Source organism: Zobellella denitrificans, assembly GCF_002237365.1.
Taxonomy (GTDB): Bacteria; Pseudomonadota; Gammaproteobacteria; order Enterobacterales; family Aeromonadaceae; genus Oceanimonas; species Oceanimonas denitrificans.
In genome coordinates this window covers 33,936-48,281 of the sequence record NZ_NMUO01000002.1, presented here as the reverse complement: position 1 = coordinate 48,281, position 14,346 = coordinate 33,936, and the positions used below count along the sequence as shown (strand labels likewise).

The following is a 14,346-nucleotide window of genomic DNA, read 5'->3' as shown; positions in this document are numbered from 1 at the left end:
CCCCGGCCAGAGATGGCCGGGGCTTAATTTATCACAAAACATCAGTTACTGGTGGCATCGCCGGGTTTATTCAACTCGGGTGAGGCAGCTTTGGTCTCATCCGCCTTTTCCTCTTTCTGCTCGCCGGTGCTGGCCGCAGGCCCCTGGGGCTTGTCGTCCTGCTCGTCCTTCCAGTCCGCCGGTGCCCGGACATCGCGGCGCGCCATGAGATCGTCGATCTGGCGGGCGTCGATGGTCTCGTACTTCATCAGCGCTTCCTTCATGGCATGCAGGATATCGATGTTCTCCATCAGGATATTCTTGGCACGCTGGTAGTTGCGCTCGATCACATCCTTCACTTCGGCATCGATGGCCTTGGCGGTTTCATCGGACATGTGCTTGACCTTGGCGGCAGTGCGGCCGAGGAAGACCTCGCCTTCTTCATCCGCGTACAACAAGGGCCCCATCTTCTCGGACAGGCCCCACTGGGTCACCATCTTGTGGGCGATTTCGGTGGCTCGCTCGATGTCGTTGGATGCGCCCGTGGTCACCTTGTCGAAGCCGTAGATGATCTCCTCGGCCAGACGGCCGCCGTAGAGGCTGGAGATCATCGACTCCAGGTGTTGCTTGCTGTAGCTGAAACGGTCCTGCTCCGGCAGGTACATGGTTACCCCCAGGGCCCGGCCACGGGGAATGATGGACACCTTGTACACGGGATCGTGCTCGGGCACCATGCGACCGACGATGGCGTGACCGGCCTCGTGATAGGCGGTCATTTCCTTCTCGGACTCGGACATCACCATGGAGCGGCGCTCGGCGCCCATCATGATCTTGTCCTTGGCCTTCTCGAACTCTTCCATCGATACCAGCCGGCGGGCGGAGCGGGCGGCAAACAGCGCCGCCTCGTTGACCAGGTTGGCCAGATCGGCCCCGCTGAAGCCGGGGGTACCGCGGGCGATCACGCTGGCGTTGACGTCGTCGGCCAGCGGTACCCGGCGCATGTGCACCTTGAGGATCTGCTCGCGGCCGCGTACATCGGGCAGGCCCACCACCACCTGGCGGTCGAAACGGCCGGGGCGCAGCAGCGCCGGATCCAGCACGTCGGGCCGGTTGGTGGCGGCGATGACGATCACGCCCTCGTTGCCTTCAAAGCCGTCCATTTCCACCAGCATCTGGTTCAGGGTCTGCTCGCGCTCGTCGTGACCGCCACCGAGGCCGGCGCCCCGCTGGCGACCCACAGCGTCGATTTCGTCGATGAACACAATGCAGGGGGCAGACTTCTTGGCCTGCTCGAACATGTCGCGCACCCGGGAGGCACCCACACCCACGAACATCTCGACGAAGTCGGAGCCGGAGATGGTGAAGAAAGGCACCTTGGCCTCGCCGGCGATGGCCTTGGCCAGCAGGGTCTTACCGGTGCCGGGCGGGCCCACCAGCAGGATGCCGGTGGGAATGCGGCCACCCAGCTTCTGGAAGCGGCTGGGGTCACGCAGGTAGTCCACCAGCTCTTTCACGTCTTCCTTGGCCTCGTCGCAGCCGGCCACGTCGGCAAAGGTGGTCTTGACCTGGTCTTCGCTCATCAGCCGGGCCCGGCTCTTGCCGAAAGTCATGGCGCCCTTGCCACCACCGCCCTGCATCTGGCGCATAAAGAAGATCCACACGCCAATCAGCAGCAGCATGGGGAACCAGGAGATGAAGATGGAGGTCAGCAGGCTCGGCTCTTCCGGTTTCTCACCCACGACGCGAACGTTGTTGTTGAGCAGATCGTTGAGCAGCTGAGGGTCTTCCGCCGGCAGTATGGTGGTGAAACGGTCACCGCTGCGCTTAACGCCATTGATGGTCTTGCCATCCATGCGCACTTCACGGATCTGCCCTTGGGCTACTTCCTGCACGAAGGTGGTATAGTCCGTCTGGCGTCCGCTCGGTTCACTCGGGCTGAAGCTCTGGAAAACCGACATCAACACCACGGCTATGACCAACCACAGGATCAAATTCTTCGCCATGTCACTCAAATTACTAACCTCACCGGCTGACAGTTTATGACTGGGACAGGGTACTACAGTTTAAAACCGGTAGCCACAATGTAGACTTCCCGTGAACGGGCCCGGGATGAGTCGGGCTTGCGCACCTTGACCACATTGAAAGACCGGCGAACGTCCTGAAGAAATTCATCGAAGCCGGCCCCCTGGAACACTTTCACCACAAAACTTCCCTTGGGCGCCAGCACCTGGCGGCACATGTCCAGTGCCAGTTCGACCAGGTACATGGCCCTGGGCTGATCCACCTCGGGGGTGCCGCTCATGTTGGGCGCCATGTCCGACAGCAGCACGTCCACCTTGTCTTCGCCGACCCGCTCCAGCAGGGCTCCCAGCACCGCCTCTTCACGGAAGTCGCCCTGCAGGAAGTCGACGCCGGCGATGGGATCCATCGGCAGTATGTCACAGGCGATCACCTTGCCCTGCAGACCGACCTGCTCTACCGCATACTGGCTCCAGCCACCGGGCGCGGCCCCCAGGTCGACCACCGTCATCCCCGCCCTGAGCAGGCGATCACGGCCTTGTAATTCTTCAAGTTTAAACACGGCACGCGAGCGCAGGCCTTTTTTTTGCGCCTGTTGTACATATTTATCGTCAAAATGCTCCTTGAGCCAGCGGGTCGAGCTGGCCGAGCGTTTCTTCTTACCCATTAAATTATCGCTCTGCTATTACCATTGAAGCCTAGATGGGGGTACAATGCCCCCCTTTCAACCTATTTAACCGAAGCATTTTGCAATGACCCTGAATAATAAGCAAAGACAATACCTCAAGGGACTGGCCCACAGCCTGAAGCCGGTGGTATTGCTTGGCCAGCATGGCCTGACCGAAGGCGTACTGGCCGAGATCGATCTGGCCCTGAATTTCCATGAACTGATCAAGGTCAAGGTTGCCGCCGAAGACAGGGAAGTCAAAACGCTGATCATGGATGCCATCGTGCGCGAGACCGGTGCGGTCAAGGTGCAGACCATAGGCCACATCCTGACGCTGTACCGCCCCAGCGAGCAGAAGAAGATCACCCTGCCCAGGGCCTGATCTGCGGGGGTCGGTTCACCCGGCCCGCCTCGCCTTCCCTTACGCTGTCACTCACGCTCCGCTATCCCCTTCTTCCCCTTTGAATTATTTCCCTTTCGCGCTGTTATCCGGCAGGCTGGAGGACAATACTATTAGCTTTTAGCCACGGTGTGATTGCCATGCCCGTCCATCCCTACCTGACCGACGAGGAACTCGCCCTGCTGAATGAGCTGTATCAGCAGGAGCAGCCGGAATCATTGCTCAGCCTGACCATCGCCATCGATGCCAATATCAGGCCCCTGCTCGAACAGGCTTCGCACCTCGAGCTGAAACTGGCCCTCGGCGAGGTCAAGCTGCATTTTCCGGTCACCCTCAAGCACCAGGAGGCCAGCGAGGAGCAGGCGGAGCTGAGCCCGCCCAGCATCATCACCGACGGCTTTCATCCCCGCGCCTGGCGTCTGCCCAGCCCGCAGGAGCTGCAGCTCTACCAGCCCAACGGCCGGCCCCTGGCCGCCGAAATCCGCGATTTGTCGATAAACGGCATGCGCCTGCTCTCCCGTCGCCGCCTGTTCACCAAGCAGCAGAGCAAGCGGGTATTGCTGAGCCTGGGGCAGGAGCAGCAGATCCCGCTCAGGCTGCAGCTGGTCCGCCAGCACAGGGGGCACCACTTCTGGCTGACGGCGGTGCGGTTTGAACTGCCTGTCGCCGAGCGGATGACCTTGTCGGATTTCGTGTTTCGGGGCTTTCTGCAGGAGATAAGCAGAAGGCAGCCGGAAGACTAGACCTGCCGCCTTGAACAGCGGGAATGGAGAGGCTATTACAGGTATTCGACCTTGATGACTTCGTATTCCACATCGCCGGAGGGGGTGCGCACCACCACCACGTCGTCTTCTTCCTTGCCGATCAGGGCGCGGGCGATGGGCGAGTTCACCGAGATCATGTTGGCCTTGATATCGGACTCGTCGTCACCGACGATGCGGTAGCTGATTTCCTTTTCGTCATCCAGCTTGAACAGGGTCACGGTGGCCCCGAAGATCACCTTGCCGTTGTTGGGCAGTTTGGTGATATCGATGATCTGGGCGTTGGACAGCTTGGCCTCGATCTCCTGGATCCGCCCTTCGCAGAATCCCTGCTGTTCCCGCGCGGCATGGTACTCGGCATTTTCCTTCAGGTCGCCGTGTTCGCGCGCGTCGGCAATCGCCTCGATAATTTGCGGGCGACGCACAGACTTCAGGTGATCCAGTTCTTCACGCAGTTTCTGGGCACCGCGGATGGTCATCGGTGTTTGCTTCATAGTGGAAACCTGGTTCCTTTCAGACAATAAAATAACAAGAGCCCTGCCGAAGCCGGCCTAGGGCTCATATCACACTCTGTTTTGCTGCGGCCGCCGGGCCGTTTCGTCAAGACGGCCCAGACTAATACAGCCGGCTCAGCGGGTCAAATCATCGAAAAACCGCTTTACGCCTTCGAAGAAACCTTCGGACTTGGGCCTGTGTTTCTTGGCCGCCAGGCCACCGCAGGAGACCTCGAGCTGGCGCAACAGCTCTTTCTGTTCGTCGGTCAGGTTGACCGGTGTTTCAATATAGACCTTGCACACCAGATCGCCCAGCAGGCCGTTGCGGGCCGAGCGCACCCCCTTGCCCTTGAGCCGGAACATGCGCCCGGTCTGGGTTTCGGCGGGGATCTTCAGCTTGACCCGCCCGTCCAGGGTCGGTACTTCCACCTCGCCGCCCAGGGCGGCGGAGGTGAAGCTTATCGGCACCTCGCAATAGAGGTTGTTGCCGTCGCGCACGAAGATATCGTGTTCGCGCACATGCACCTGCACATAGAGATCGCCGGCCGGCGCTCCCGCCTCTCCCGCCTCGCCCTCGCCGGACAGGCGGATGCGATCGCCGGTGTCGACCCCGGCCGGGATCTTGACCGACAGGGTCTTGGTCTTCTGGTAACGCCCCTCGCCATGGCACTGATGACAGGGATCGGTGATGATCTTGCCCCGCCCGCGGCAGTGGGGACAGGGCTGCTGCACGGTGAAGAAGCCCTGTCGCATCTGCACCTGGCCGTGGCCATGGCAGGTGGGACAGGTCTTGGCCTGGGTACCGGGCTTGGCGCCGCTGCCGTCGCAGACGTCGCAGCCCACCAGGGTCGGCACCTTGATCTCTTTGGTGACGCCCCGCACCGCTTCTTCCAGCGTCAGTTCCATGTTGTAGCGCAGATCCGCCCCGCGGGACGCCCGTTGCTGACGGCGCTGACCGCCACCGAAGATATCGCCGAAGACGTCACCGAAAATATCACTGAAGTCGGCTCCGCCGCCGAAGCCGTGACCACCCTGCTGGCCATCCACGCCGGCATGGCCGAACTGATCGTAGGCGGCCCGCTTCTGGCTGTCGGTCAGCACTTCGTAGGCTTCGGTGGCTTCCTTGAACTTGTCCCCCGCATCCGCATCTTCTTTATTGCGATCCGGGTGGTATTTCATCGCCAGCCGTTTATAGGCCTTCTTGATTTCGCGTTCGTCGGCTCCCTTGGAGACGCCGAGCACCTCATAATAATCTCGTTTCGACATAGGCTGCTTGCTTACCTGAGTCCTAATTACACAAAGGCGGGCGTTGGCAGCCCAACGCCCGCACTGTCGGCGTTTGCGCCGGCGCGACTGTTACTTCTTGTCGTCCTTCACTTCTTCGAACTCGGCGTCGACCACGTCGTCGTCGGCCTTGCTGCCGCCGTCCTGGGCACCGGCGTCGTGAGCCTGCGCCTGGGCCTTGGCCTGGGCCGCCTCCATCAGCTTCTGGGAGGCTTCCAGCAGCGCCTGCTGCTTGGCCTCGATCTCGGCCTTGTCCTCGCCACGCACGGCGTTTTCCAGGGCGCTCAGGGCAGACTCGATGGCGCTCTTGTCGCTGGCGGCCAGGGCATCACCGGCTTCGGCCAGCTGCTTGCGGGTGGCATGCACCAGACCGTCGGCCTGGTTGCGCACCTGGACCAGCTCCTCGAACTTCTTGTCCTCGGCGGCGTTGGCCTCGGCCGCCCGCACCATGGCTTCGATCTCCGCCTCGCTCAGGCCGGAAGAGGCCTGGATGGTGATCTTCTGCTCCTTGCCGGTGTCCTTGTCCTTGGCGGACACATGCAGTATGCCGTCGGCGTCGATGTCGAAGGTCACCTCGATCTGCGGCAGGCCGCGCGGTGCCGGGCGGATGCCTTCCAGGTTGAACTGGCCCAGGGACTTGTTGTCGCTGGCACGCTTGCGCTCACCCTGCAGTACGTGGATGGTGACCGCGGACTGGTTGTCGTCGGCGGTGGAGAACACCTGGGACTTCTTGGTCGGGATGGTGGTGTTCTTCTCGATCAGCGCGGTCATCACCCCGCCCATGGTCTCGATGCCCAGGGACAGCGGGGTCACGTCGAGCAGCAGCACGTCTTTCTTGTCGCCGGACAGCACGGCGCCCTGGATGGCGGCGCCCACAGCCACGGCTTCATCCGGGTTCACGTCCTTGCGCGGCTCTTTGCCGAAGAAATCGCTCACCGCCTTCTGCACCAGCGGCATCCGGGTCTGGCCGCCCACCAGGATGACGTCATCGATGTCGGACACGGACAGGCCGGCATCCTTGAGCGCGATGCGCACCGGCTCCAGGGACTTCTTGACCATGTCTTCCACCAGGGACTCCAGCTTGGCGCGGGTCACCTTGATGTTCAGGTGCTTGGGCCCGGTGGCGTCGGCGGTGATGTAGGGCAGGTTGACCTCGGTCTGCTGGGCGGAAGACAGCTCGCACTTGGCCTTTTCCGCCGCTTCCTTGAGGCGCTGCAGCGCCAGCATGTCGTTGCGCAGATCGAAGCCCTGCTCACGCTTGAACTCTTCCACCAGGTAGGTGATCAGGCGGTTGTCGAAGTCTTCGCCACCCAGGTGGGTATCGCCGTTGGTGGCCAGTACCTCAAAGGTTTTCTCGCCTTCCATGTCATCGATTTCGATGATGGAGATGTCGAAAGTACCACCGCCCAGATCGTATACCGCCACCTTGCGGTCACCCTTGGCCTTGTTCACGCCATAGGCGAAGGCGGCCGCGGTCGGCTCGTTGATGATGCGTTTCACATCCAGGCCGGCGATGCGACCGGCGTCCTTGGTGGCCTGGCGCTGGGCGTCGTTGAAGTAGGCCGGCACCGTGATGACCGCTTCGGTCACCGGCTCGCCCAGGTAGTCCTCGGCGGTTTTCTTCATTTTCTTCAACACCTCGGCGGAGATCTGCGGAGGTGCCATCTTCTTGTCCTTCACTTCCACCCAGGCGTCGCCATTGTCGGCACGGACGATGCTGAACGGCATGATCTTGATGTCGCGCTGCACTTCTTCGTCTTCGAAACGGCGGCCGATCAGACGCTTGATGGCGAACAGGGTGTTCTTGGGGTTGGTCACCGCCTGGCGCTTGGCCGGCTGGCCGACCAGGGTCTCGCCGTCATCGGTATAGGCGATGATGGAGGGAGTAGTACGAGCACCCTCGGCGTTTTCAATCACCCGGGGGGTATCCCCATCCAGGATGGCCACGCAAGAGTTAGTTGTACCCAGATCGATGCCGATGATTCTACCCATAAAATCCTCTCTCAAATTTCTTTCTGCAATTCGGTGATAAGCATTTGGTGTTTTGCTTTAGTGCCTATATGTGGTTGCCGCTACCGGCTTTCAAGACAGGCATCACATTTTTTTGGCGGCTCAGGCCTGGGTATCGATGGACGGCCCCTTGGCCACCATCACCATGGCGGGACGCAGCACCCGGCCGTTCAGCTCGTAGCCCTTCATCATTACCGCCAGCACCGAGTTGGGGGCCACCTCGTTGCTCTCGACCATGCTCATGGCCTGGTGCTTGTTGGGATCGAAGGGCTCGCCCTGGGGATTGATCTGCACCACGCCGAATTTCTCCACCGTGCTGAGCAGGGATTTCAGGGTCAGCTCCACCCCTTCGCACACCGCCTTGAAGGCGTCGTTTTCCTTGTCGGTATGCTCCAGCGCCCGCTCCAGGCTGTCGATCACCGGCAGCAGCTCGCTGGCAAACTTCTCCAGCGCGAACTTTTGCGCCTTTTCCACGTCCTGGGCGGCGCGGCGGCGAATGTTCTCCATCTCGGCCAGGGCCCGCAGGGCATTGTCTTTCTCGTTCTGGGCGCTGGCCTCGGCGTCGGCCAGCTTCTGCTCCAGCTCGGCCACATAAGCCGCATCCGGTTGCCCGCCCTCGGCTCCGGTACCCGCTTCGGCCTCGGTCATCATCGGCTCCTGCTCGGCGGCCTGCTCGGCGTCAACCTGGTGTTGTTTGCTGCTCATGTCGTCTCCCGTCATCTGTGTTAACTCAACTTGCTCCCTATATGGGGGCGGCCGGGATGATTTCAAGGGGGGGATTTCATCGTCACGTGCTCGGCCCGGTGGCGCCGGGAACCCGGCTTCTTTAGAATGGAGTGACTCGTTCAGCCAGGGAATGCGCCATCGCATTGCTCCTCAGCAAGGCCAGCCAACAATGGAAACCGACTTCAATACCATAGCGCTTATCGGCAAACCCGATCACCAGGGCGCCAACCAGACACTGGTGGACCTCTATCATTACCTCGTCCGACTGGGACTCAAGGTGGTGATAGAGCGACGCGTGGGCGAGCAACTGCGGCTCGAGCAGGCCGAATTGCTGGAAATGGTGGAACTGGGCGAACGGGCCGATCTCGCCATCGTCGTGGGCGGCGACGGCAACATGCTGGGCGCGGCCCGGGTGCTGGCCCGTTTCGATGTGGCGGTAGTCGGTGTCAACCGGGGCAACCTCGGCTTTCTCACCGATCTGTCGCCGGACAGCTTCGAACAGCCGCTCGAGCGGCTGCTGGCCGGGGATTACCAGGCCGAGCACCGCTTCCTGCTGGAAGCCCAGGTGCATCGCCACGGCCAGCTCAAGGCCAGCAACACCGCCATGAACGAAGCGGTGCTGCACCCGGGCAAGATCGCCCACATGATCGAGTTCGAGGTCTATATCAACGGCCACTTTATGTACAGCCAGCGGGCCGACGGCATGATAGTGGCCACCCCCACCGGCTCCACCGCCTATTCCCTGTCCGCCGGCGGCCCCATCCTGACCCCCAACCTCAACGCCATCACCCTGGTGCCCATGTTTCCCCATACCCTGAGCTGCCGGCCCATCGTGATCGACGCCGACGCCCAGGTGAAGCTGGTGGTCGCCCCCACCAACAAGACCGAGCAGATGCTGGTGAGCTGCGACGGACACGTCTCGCTGGCGGTACAGCCCGGCGACGAGATCCATATTTACAAGAGCCCCTACAAGCTCAAGCTGCTGCACCCGCGCGGGCACAATTATTTCGAGGTACTGCGCAGCAAGCTCGGCTGGGGCAGCAAGCTGTTCTGAAGCTTCAGCAGCCCTTGCTACTGTACAAATCCACAGTATACTGTATTTTCATACAGACTTGTTTTGTGCAGGAGTCCACTATGCTGCTTCAGCTCACCATCAGCAATTTTGCCATTGTCTCCTTCCTCGAGCTGGACCTGCGTCCGGGCATGACCAGCATCACCGGCGAAACCGGCGCCGGCAAGTCCATCGCCATCGATGCCCTGGCCCTGGCCCTGGGGGAGCGGGCCGATGCCGACTCGGTCCGCCCCGGTGCCGACAAGGCCGATATCAGCGCCCGGTTCCGTATCGACAAGTTGCCCAGGGTAAAAGCCTGGCTGAGCGAGCAGGAGCTGGATGAGCAGGATGAATGCATACTGCGCCGGACCCTGAGCCGCGAAGGCCGCTCCCGGGGCTACATCAACGGCACCCCGGTGCCCCTGTCCCAGTTGAAGGCCCTGGGCGCCCTGCTGATCAACATCCATGGCCAGCATGCCCACCAGGAGCTGCAGAAGTCCGACTACCAGCGCAGCCTGCTCGACGCCTACGCCGGCCACCACCAGTTGCTGCAGCAGACCAGCCTGGGTTACCAGCACTGGCGCCAGCTCGGCAACGAGCGGCGGCAGCTGCAGCAGGAGCAGGCCCAGTGGCAGGCCCAGCGCCAGTTGCTGGAATACCAGGTGGCGGAGCTGGACGAACTGGCCCTGGCGGAGGACGAATTTCCCGAACTCGAAGCGGAGCACAAGCGCCTGGCCAATGGTGCCGAGCTGCTCAACGACTGCCAACAGGCCCTGGATGTGCTGGCCGACGGCGAGGAAACCAATGCCTTGCAGCTGCTGCGCCAGGGCCTCAGGGTCGTGATCGAACTGAACCGGATGGACGGCCGCCTGGGTCCGGTACAGGAAATGATAGAAAGCAGCCTGATCCAACTGGAAGAAGGGCACGGCGAATTGAGCCGCTACCTCGACAGGCTGGAGCTGGATCCGGAGCGCCTGCACGAGGTGGAAACCCGCCTGGGCAAGGTGATGGAGCTGGCCCGCAAGCACCATGTTCCACCGGCGGAGCTGGCTACCCATCACCAGCAGCTCAGAACCCGGTTGGCGGAAATGGCCGATAACGACTCCCGCTTGCAGGAACTGGAGCAGGAAGTCGAGCTGGCCAGAAACGACTTCCTGCAGGCGGCGGAGCGGCTCAGCCAGAGCCGGCAGCGCTACGCCGAGTCGCTCAACGGCCTGATCACCCAGGGCATGCACCAGCTCAGCATGGAGCACGGCCGCTTTGAAATCCGGGTCAGCGCCGATGACAACGGCGGCTACTCACCCCTCGGCATCGACAGGGTCGAGTTCCTGGTCAGCACCAACCCGGGCCAGCCGCTGAGCCCGCTGGCCCGGGTTGCCTCCGGCGGTGAGCTGTCGCGCATCAGCCTGGCCATCCAGGTGATCACCGCCCGCAAGGTGGAAACCCCGACCCTGATCTTTGACGAGGTAGACGTCGGTGTGAGCGGGCCGACCGCGGCCGTGGTGGGCAAGTTGCTGCGCCAACTGGGCGAGTCCACCCAGGTGCTGGTGATCACCCACCTGCCCCAGGTAGCCGGCAATGGCCACCAGCATTTCTTCGTCAGCAAGAGCAGCGCCGACAACGACACCCAGACCCGGATGCGGGAGCTGGATGAACACAGCCGGCTGCAGGAGCTGGCGCGCCTGCTCGGCGGCAACAAGATCACTCCCAATACCCTGGCCAATGCCAGGGAACTGCTGGTGTGCGGTGAGGCGTGAGAATAAGCCCGGCTGCGCCGGGCCAACAAGCATTAAACCAGCCGGCGGGCGGCGCCGATGACGATGTCGATGGCCTGCTGCTCGGCCTTCTTCATGGTGGTTTCGTCCGGGATCTCCTGCTGGGTTCGGTTGACGATGACCCCGGCCACGCAACCGGCACGCAGCCCCTGGCTGGCGCACATGGTGAACAGGGTGGCCGATTCCATCTCGTAGTTGAGCACGCCCATGGCCTGCCACTCCTTCATGCTGCCCTGGAACCGGCGCAGCACCCGGGCCGAGTGGGTATCGTAACGCTCCTGGCCGGGATAGAAGGTGTCCGACGAGGCGGTGATCCCCACATGGGGGCTGATGCCCATGTCGCGGGCCGCGTCCACCAGGGCACAGGTACAGTCGAAGTTGGCCACCGCCGGAAACTCCATGGGGGCGAAATGGCTGCTGGCGCCGTCCAGCCGCACCGAGCCCATGGTCACTATCATGTCACCGACCTGGATGCCGGGCTGAATGGCCCCGGTGGTGCCGATGCGCAGGAAGCTGGATACCCCCAGCTGCGCCAGCTCTTCCACCGCGATGGACGTGGAAGGCCCCCCGATGCCGGTGGAGCAGACCACCACCGGCTTGCCGTCCAGTTCCCCCAGCCAGGAGGTGAACTCCCGCTTGCTGGCCAGGTGACGGGGGTTGCTCAACTGTTCGGCTATACGCTGCACCCGCTCCGGATCGCCGGGTATGATGGCCAGCCGTGCACCCTGCAGATCCTCATCGGTAATTCCCAAATGAAATACATGTTTTGTCATCGTCTTGTCCCGATAGGTATAGTTACAGGTGAAGATATTAGGTCAGTTGCAGGAAAATGACCATGACACAGCTCACTGAACCAATCGACGGTTTGGGGGTCTAGCTTTTACAAGCCCATCACCAACGGCTATGATGCCCCCAGGTCACACAGGATATAATGCAGCCATGCAACTCAAAACCTTGATTTTACCTTTATTTTTAGCCCTCCCCCTGGCCGGCTGCGGCCTGGTTTACAAGGTGGACATCCCCCAGGGCAACTACATCGAAGAAAAGCAGGTGGCCCAGTTGCGCCAGGGCATGAACAAGGAGCAGGTCCGTTTCCTGCTGGGCAATCCCATGAGCCTGGATGGCTTCAACCATGACAAGTGGGTCTATCTCTACTATTTCAAGCCCGGGCGGGGAGAGGTGGAACAGAAGCAGCTGACCCTGGACTTCAGCAACGACGCCCTGGTGTCGGTACAGGGTGATTATTCGGTGTCAGAAGACTTTCACCGGGGCATATAACGCCGAGGTGGCGGGAGCCCGCTGGGGCGGGTTCCCCGGTCTATTTTTTGGTTCTCTTGGGATCGGGTCGGCCACCGGTTACCTTGTCGGCCCTCCCCTCTTCCTTGGCCTGTTCGGCGCGCCGGCGGCGGATCTCCTTGGGATCCGCCAGCAGGGGACGGTAAATTTCGATTCGGTCACCGTCGTGTAAGTGCTGCTCCAGCTTCACCTGACGGCCGAATACCCCGACCATGTTGCTGCCGAGGTCAATCTCCGGAAACTGCTGCAGAATGCCCGACTGTTCGATGACCTGCCGGACGGTGTCGGCGGCCGCCACTCTCATGCTCAGTACCGTCTGCTGGTGCGGCAGGGCATACACCACTTCCACTCTAATAAGATTCACGGCCATACACCTCTCTTGCCCGCTCGCTGAAGGCATGCACCATGGCATTGGCGAGTTCCTTGAAAACTCCGCCGAAGGCCAGTTCCACCAGCCGGGAGGTAAACTCGAAATGCAGCTTCAGCTCCACCTTGCAGGCATCCACGTCCAGAGGGGTAAAGGTCCAGCCCCCGCTCAGCGACTTGAAGGGACCATCCACCAGCTCCATCTCGATACGCTGATTGGGTTCGAGCAGGTTGCGGGTGGTGAAGGTCTTGCGGATACCGGCCTTGGCTACATCCAGCGCCGCGGTCACGCTGAGTTCCGACTCGGACAGGACTCGACTGGCCACGCAACCCGGTAAAAACTGAGGGTACGAATCCACGTCGTTCACCAACTCGTACATCTGTTGCGCGCTGAACATCACCAGTGCGCTGCGGGTAATACTGGGCATAACCTCTCCTGCCACCAAAACCTTTTGATTTTAACATCAATCCGGGCCCGGCTCATCGTCGCATCTGTGCAAAAAGCAGGCAATTGCCATACCGCCAATTCCCAAGACCCCATCGGGCCCGTATAATGACGCCACTATGACAAAAAACAAAGCCAAGAAGAAACCCGGCTCCAACACCATCGCCGTTAACCGCAAGGCACGGCACGAATACTCCATCGAGGAAAAATTCGAAGCCGGTGTCGAGTTGCAAGGATGGGAAGTCAAAGCGCTGCGGGCCGGCAAGGTCAACATCGGCGAGGCCTACGTGTTCATGCGAAACGGCGAGGCCTTCCTGTTTGCCGCTACCATTACCCCGCTCAACATGGCCTCCACCCATGTGGTCTGCGATCCCTTGCGCACCCGCAAGCTGCTGCTGCACAAGCGCCAACTGGATCGCCTCACTGGCCTTGTTGAACGGGAAGGCTACACCCTGGTGCCGCTGTCCCTGTACTGGTCCAAGTCCTGGGTCAAGGCCGAGATTGGCCTGGTAAAAGGCAAAAAGGCCCACGACAAGCGTCAGGACGTGAAAGAGCGCGACTGGCAGCGGGAAAAAGACCGGATGATGAAACACAAGGCCCGCTAGGGCTTGTTATTTAGCAACCATTGAAATATCATGGTTGCACAGCTTGGGGCTGATTCAGGATTCGACGAGATTCTCGAACTCCAAGGTGCATGCCGAGGTGCGATAGGCCTCGTTAAACAATCGCAAAAAAATAGTCGCAAACGACGAAAACTACGCACTCGCAGCTTAATAACCTGCGCTGAGCCCTTCTACCCTAGCTTGCCTGTGACTTAGGGAATCGGAAGGTCATCCTTCACAGGATCGCGTGGATGCCGTGCCTGACGGTTGAAGCGTTAAATCCAATTCAGGATAGTCATTCTGTGGCGTGTCTGTCCGCAGCAGGTGGCGAAATTAATGACTGACTAAGCATGTAGTACCGACGACGTAGGTTTTTCGGACGCGGGTTCAACTCCCGCCAGCTCCACCAATCGATTGGAAGGGCCCCGCAAGGGGCCTTTTTCTTTTTAAGAACAAGCACTTAGCGATTCA

15 protein-coding genes and 1 other RNA gene are annotated in these 14,346 nt (G+C 61.1%); 7 read left to right on the top strand and 9 right to left on the bottom strand.

Translation table 11 applies throughout. The features are described from left to right. Window positions 1-41: 41 nt before the first annotated feature. A complete protein-coding gene (gene ftsH / locus CGX12_RS00840) occupies window positions 42-1,991 on the bottom strand; it encodes an ATP-dependent zinc metalloprotease FtsH (protein ID WP_094037999.1) in 1,950 nt (649 codons plus the stop codon). Window positions 1,992-2,035: 44 nt separating this feature from the next. After that, window positions 2,036-2,665 carry a 23S rRNA (uridine(2552)-2'-O)-methyltransferase RlmE gene (gene rlmE, locus CGX12_RS00835; protein WP_094037998.1) on the bottom strand — a complete coding sequence of 210 codons (630 nt, stop codon included), beginning with the start codon at window positions 2,663-2,665 and terminating at the stop codon, window positions 2,036-2,038. 85 nt (window positions 2,666-2,750) lie between these two features. Here rlmE and yhbY point away from each other — a divergent pair, with 85 nt between their 5' ends. Both yhbY and CGX12_RS00825 read left to right on the top strand, forming a co-directional pair. Continuing rightward, entirely contained in the window at window positions 2,751-3,047 is a 297-nt protein-coding gene (gene yhbY / locus CGX12_RS00830; RefSeq protein WP_094037997.1) for a ribosome assembly RNA-binding protein YhbY, read from the top strand. Between the two features lie 158 nt (window positions 3,048-3,205). Then, complete coding sequence (locus CGX12_RS00825; RefSeq protein ID WP_094037996.1) at window positions 3,206-3,808, top strand: PilZ domain-containing protein; 603 nt, start codon at window positions 3,206-3,208, stop codon at window positions 3,806-3,808. Between the two features lie 35 nt (window positions 3,809-3,843). Here the strand turns inward: CGX12_RS00825 and greA are convergent, their stop codons facing one another. The 4 genes from greA to grpE all read right to left on the bottom strand — a co-directional run bounded on the left by greA (window position 3,844) and on the right by grpE (window position 8,319). Beyond that, on the bottom strand, window positions 3,844-4,320 hold the full coding sequence (gene greA / locus CGX12_RS00820; RefSeq protein WP_094037995.1) for a transcription elongation factor GreA: 477 nt from the start codon (window positions 4,318-4,320) through the stop codon (window positions 3,844-3,846). A gap of 135 nt (window positions 4,321-4,455) precedes the next feature. After that, window positions 4,456-5,586, bottom strand: coding sequence for a molecular chaperone DnaJ (gene dnaJ, locus CGX12_RS00815; RefSeq protein ID WP_094037994.1), 1,131 nt, complete (start codon window positions 5,584-5,586; stop codon window positions 4,456-4,458). A gap of 90 nt (window positions 5,587-5,676) precedes the next feature. Beyond that, entirely contained in the window at window positions 5,677-7,596 is a 1,920-nt protein-coding gene (gene dnaK, locus CGX12_RS00810; RefSeq protein ID WP_094037993.1) for a molecular chaperone DnaK, read from the bottom strand. A gap of 120 nt (window positions 7,597-7,716) precedes the next feature. Beyond that, window positions 7,717-8,319 (bottom strand): nucleotide exchange factor GrpE, encoded by a 603-nt coding sequence (grpE, locus tag CGX12_RS00805; protein ID WP_094037992.1) that lies wholly within the window; start codon window positions 8,317-8,319, stop codon window positions 7,717-7,719. A 190-nt stretch (window positions 8,320-8,509) separates the two neighbouring features. On the opposite strand from grpE, the gene nadK reads away from it, so the two are divergent. Beyond that, window positions 8,510-9,394, top strand: a complete 885-nt coding sequence (gene nadK, locus CGX12_RS00800) for an NAD(+) kinase (protein WP_094037991.1) — start codon at window positions 8,510-8,512, stop codon at window positions 9,392-9,394. Window positions 9,395-9,474: 80 nt separating this feature from the next. Beyond that, window positions 9,475-11,148 carry a DNA repair protein RecN gene (gene recN, locus CGX12_RS00795; RefSeq protein ID WP_094037990.1) on the top strand — a complete coding sequence of 558 codons (1,674 nt, stop codon included), beginning with the start codon at window positions 9,475-9,477 and terminating at the stop codon, window positions 11,146-11,148. 32 nt (window positions 11,149-11,180) lie between these two features. Here the strand turns inward: recN and udp are convergent, their stop codons facing one another. Further along, window positions 11,181-11,939: a uridine phosphorylase gene (gene udp / locus CGX12_RS00790; RefSeq protein ID WP_094037989.1), complete on the bottom strand. Its 759-nt coding sequence runs from the start codon at window positions 11,937-11,939 to the stop codon at window positions 11,181-11,183. Window positions 11,940-12,105: 166 nt separating this feature from the next. Between udp and CGX12_RS00785 the strand changes: the two genes are divergently transcribed. Then, a complete protein-coding gene (locus tag CGX12_RS00785) occupies window positions 12,106-12,444 on the top strand; it encodes an outer membrane protein assembly factor BamE (RefSeq protein ID WP_094037988.1) in 339 nt (112 codons plus the stop codon). Between the two features lie 40 nt (window positions 12,445-12,484). On the opposite strand, the gene CGX12_RS00780 is transcribed toward CGX12_RS00785, so the two are convergent. Further along, a complete protein-coding gene (locus CGX12_RS00780; RefSeq protein ID WP_094038067.1) occupies window positions 12,485-12,832 on the bottom strand; it encodes an RnfH family protein in 348 nt (115 codons plus the stop codon). Next, window positions 12,813-13,256: an SRPBCC family protein gene (locus CGX12_RS00775; RefSeq protein WP_094037987.1), complete on the bottom strand. Its 444-nt coding sequence runs from the start codon at window positions 13,254-13,256 to the stop codon at window positions 12,813-12,815. The genes CGX12_RS00780 and CGX12_RS00775 overlap by 20 nt, the downstream gene beginning before the upstream one ends. A 136-nt stretch (window positions 13,257-13,392) precedes the next feature. On the opposite strand from CGX12_RS00775, the gene smpB reads away from it, so the two are divergent. Beyond that, a complete protein-coding gene (gene smpB / locus CGX12_RS00770; RefSeq protein WP_094037986.1) occupies window positions 13,393-13,878 on the top strand; it encodes an SsrA-binding protein SmpB in 486 nt (161 codons plus the stop codon). Between the two features lie 45 nt (window positions 13,879-13,923). Further along, window positions 13,924-14,284, top strand: a transfer-messenger RNA (tmRNA) gene (ssrA, locus tag CGX12_RS00765). The last annotated feature ends 62 nt before the right edge of the window (window positions 14,285-14,346 follow it).

Coding starts and splice junctions, on each gene's coding strand:
- CGX12_RS00780 (WP_094038067.1), bottom strand. CDS start 12,832: ATGGCCGTGAATCTTATTAGAGTGGAAGTGGTGTATGCCCTGCCGCAC.
- CGX12_RS00785 (WP_094037988.1), top strand. CDS start 12,106: ATGCAACTCAAAACCTTGATTTTACCTTTATTTTTAGCCCTCCCCCTG.
- recN (WP_094037990.1), top strand. CDS start 9,475: ATGCTGCTTCAGCTCACCATCAGCAATTTTGCCATTGTCTCCTTCCTC.
- udp (WP_094037989.1), bottom strand. CDS start 11,939: ATGACAAAACATGTATTTCATTTGGGAATTACCGATGAGGATCTGCAG.
- CGX12_RS00775 (WP_094037987.1), bottom strand. CDS start 13,256: ATGCCCAGTATTACCCGCAGCGCACTGGTGATGTTCAGCGCGCAACAG.
- smpB (WP_094037986.1), top strand. CDS start 13,393: ATGACAAAAAACAAAGCCAAGAAGAAACCCGGCTCCAACACCATCGCC.
- nadK (WP_094037991.1), top strand. CDS start 8,510: ATGGAAACCGACTTCAATACCATAGCGCTTATCGGCAAACCCGATCAC.
- dnaK (WP_094037993.1), bottom strand. CDS start 7,596: ATGGGTAGAATCATCGGCATCGATCTGGGTACAACTAACTCTTGCGTG.
- greA (WP_094037995.1), bottom strand. CDS start 4,320: ATGAAGCAAACACCGATGACCATCCGCGGTGCCCAGAAACTGCGTGAA.
- grpE (WP_094037992.1), bottom strand. CDS start 8,319: ATGAGCAGCAAACAACACCAGGTTGACGCCGAGCAGGCCGCCGAGCAG.
- dnaJ (WP_094037994.1), bottom strand. CDS start 5,586: ATGTCGAAACGAGATTATTATGAGGTGCTCGGCGTCTCCAAGGGAGCC.
- yhbY (WP_094037997.1), top strand. CDS start 2,751: ATGACCCTGAATAATAAGCAAAGACAATACCTCAAGGGACTGGCCCAC.
- rlmE (WP_094037998.1), bottom strand. CDS start 2,665: ATGGGTAAGAAGAAACGCTCGGCCAGCTCGACCCGCTGGCTCAAGGAG.
- CGX12_RS00825 (WP_094037996.1), top strand. CDS start 3,206: ATGCCCGTCCATCCCTACCTGACCGACGAGGAACTCGCCCTGCTGAAT.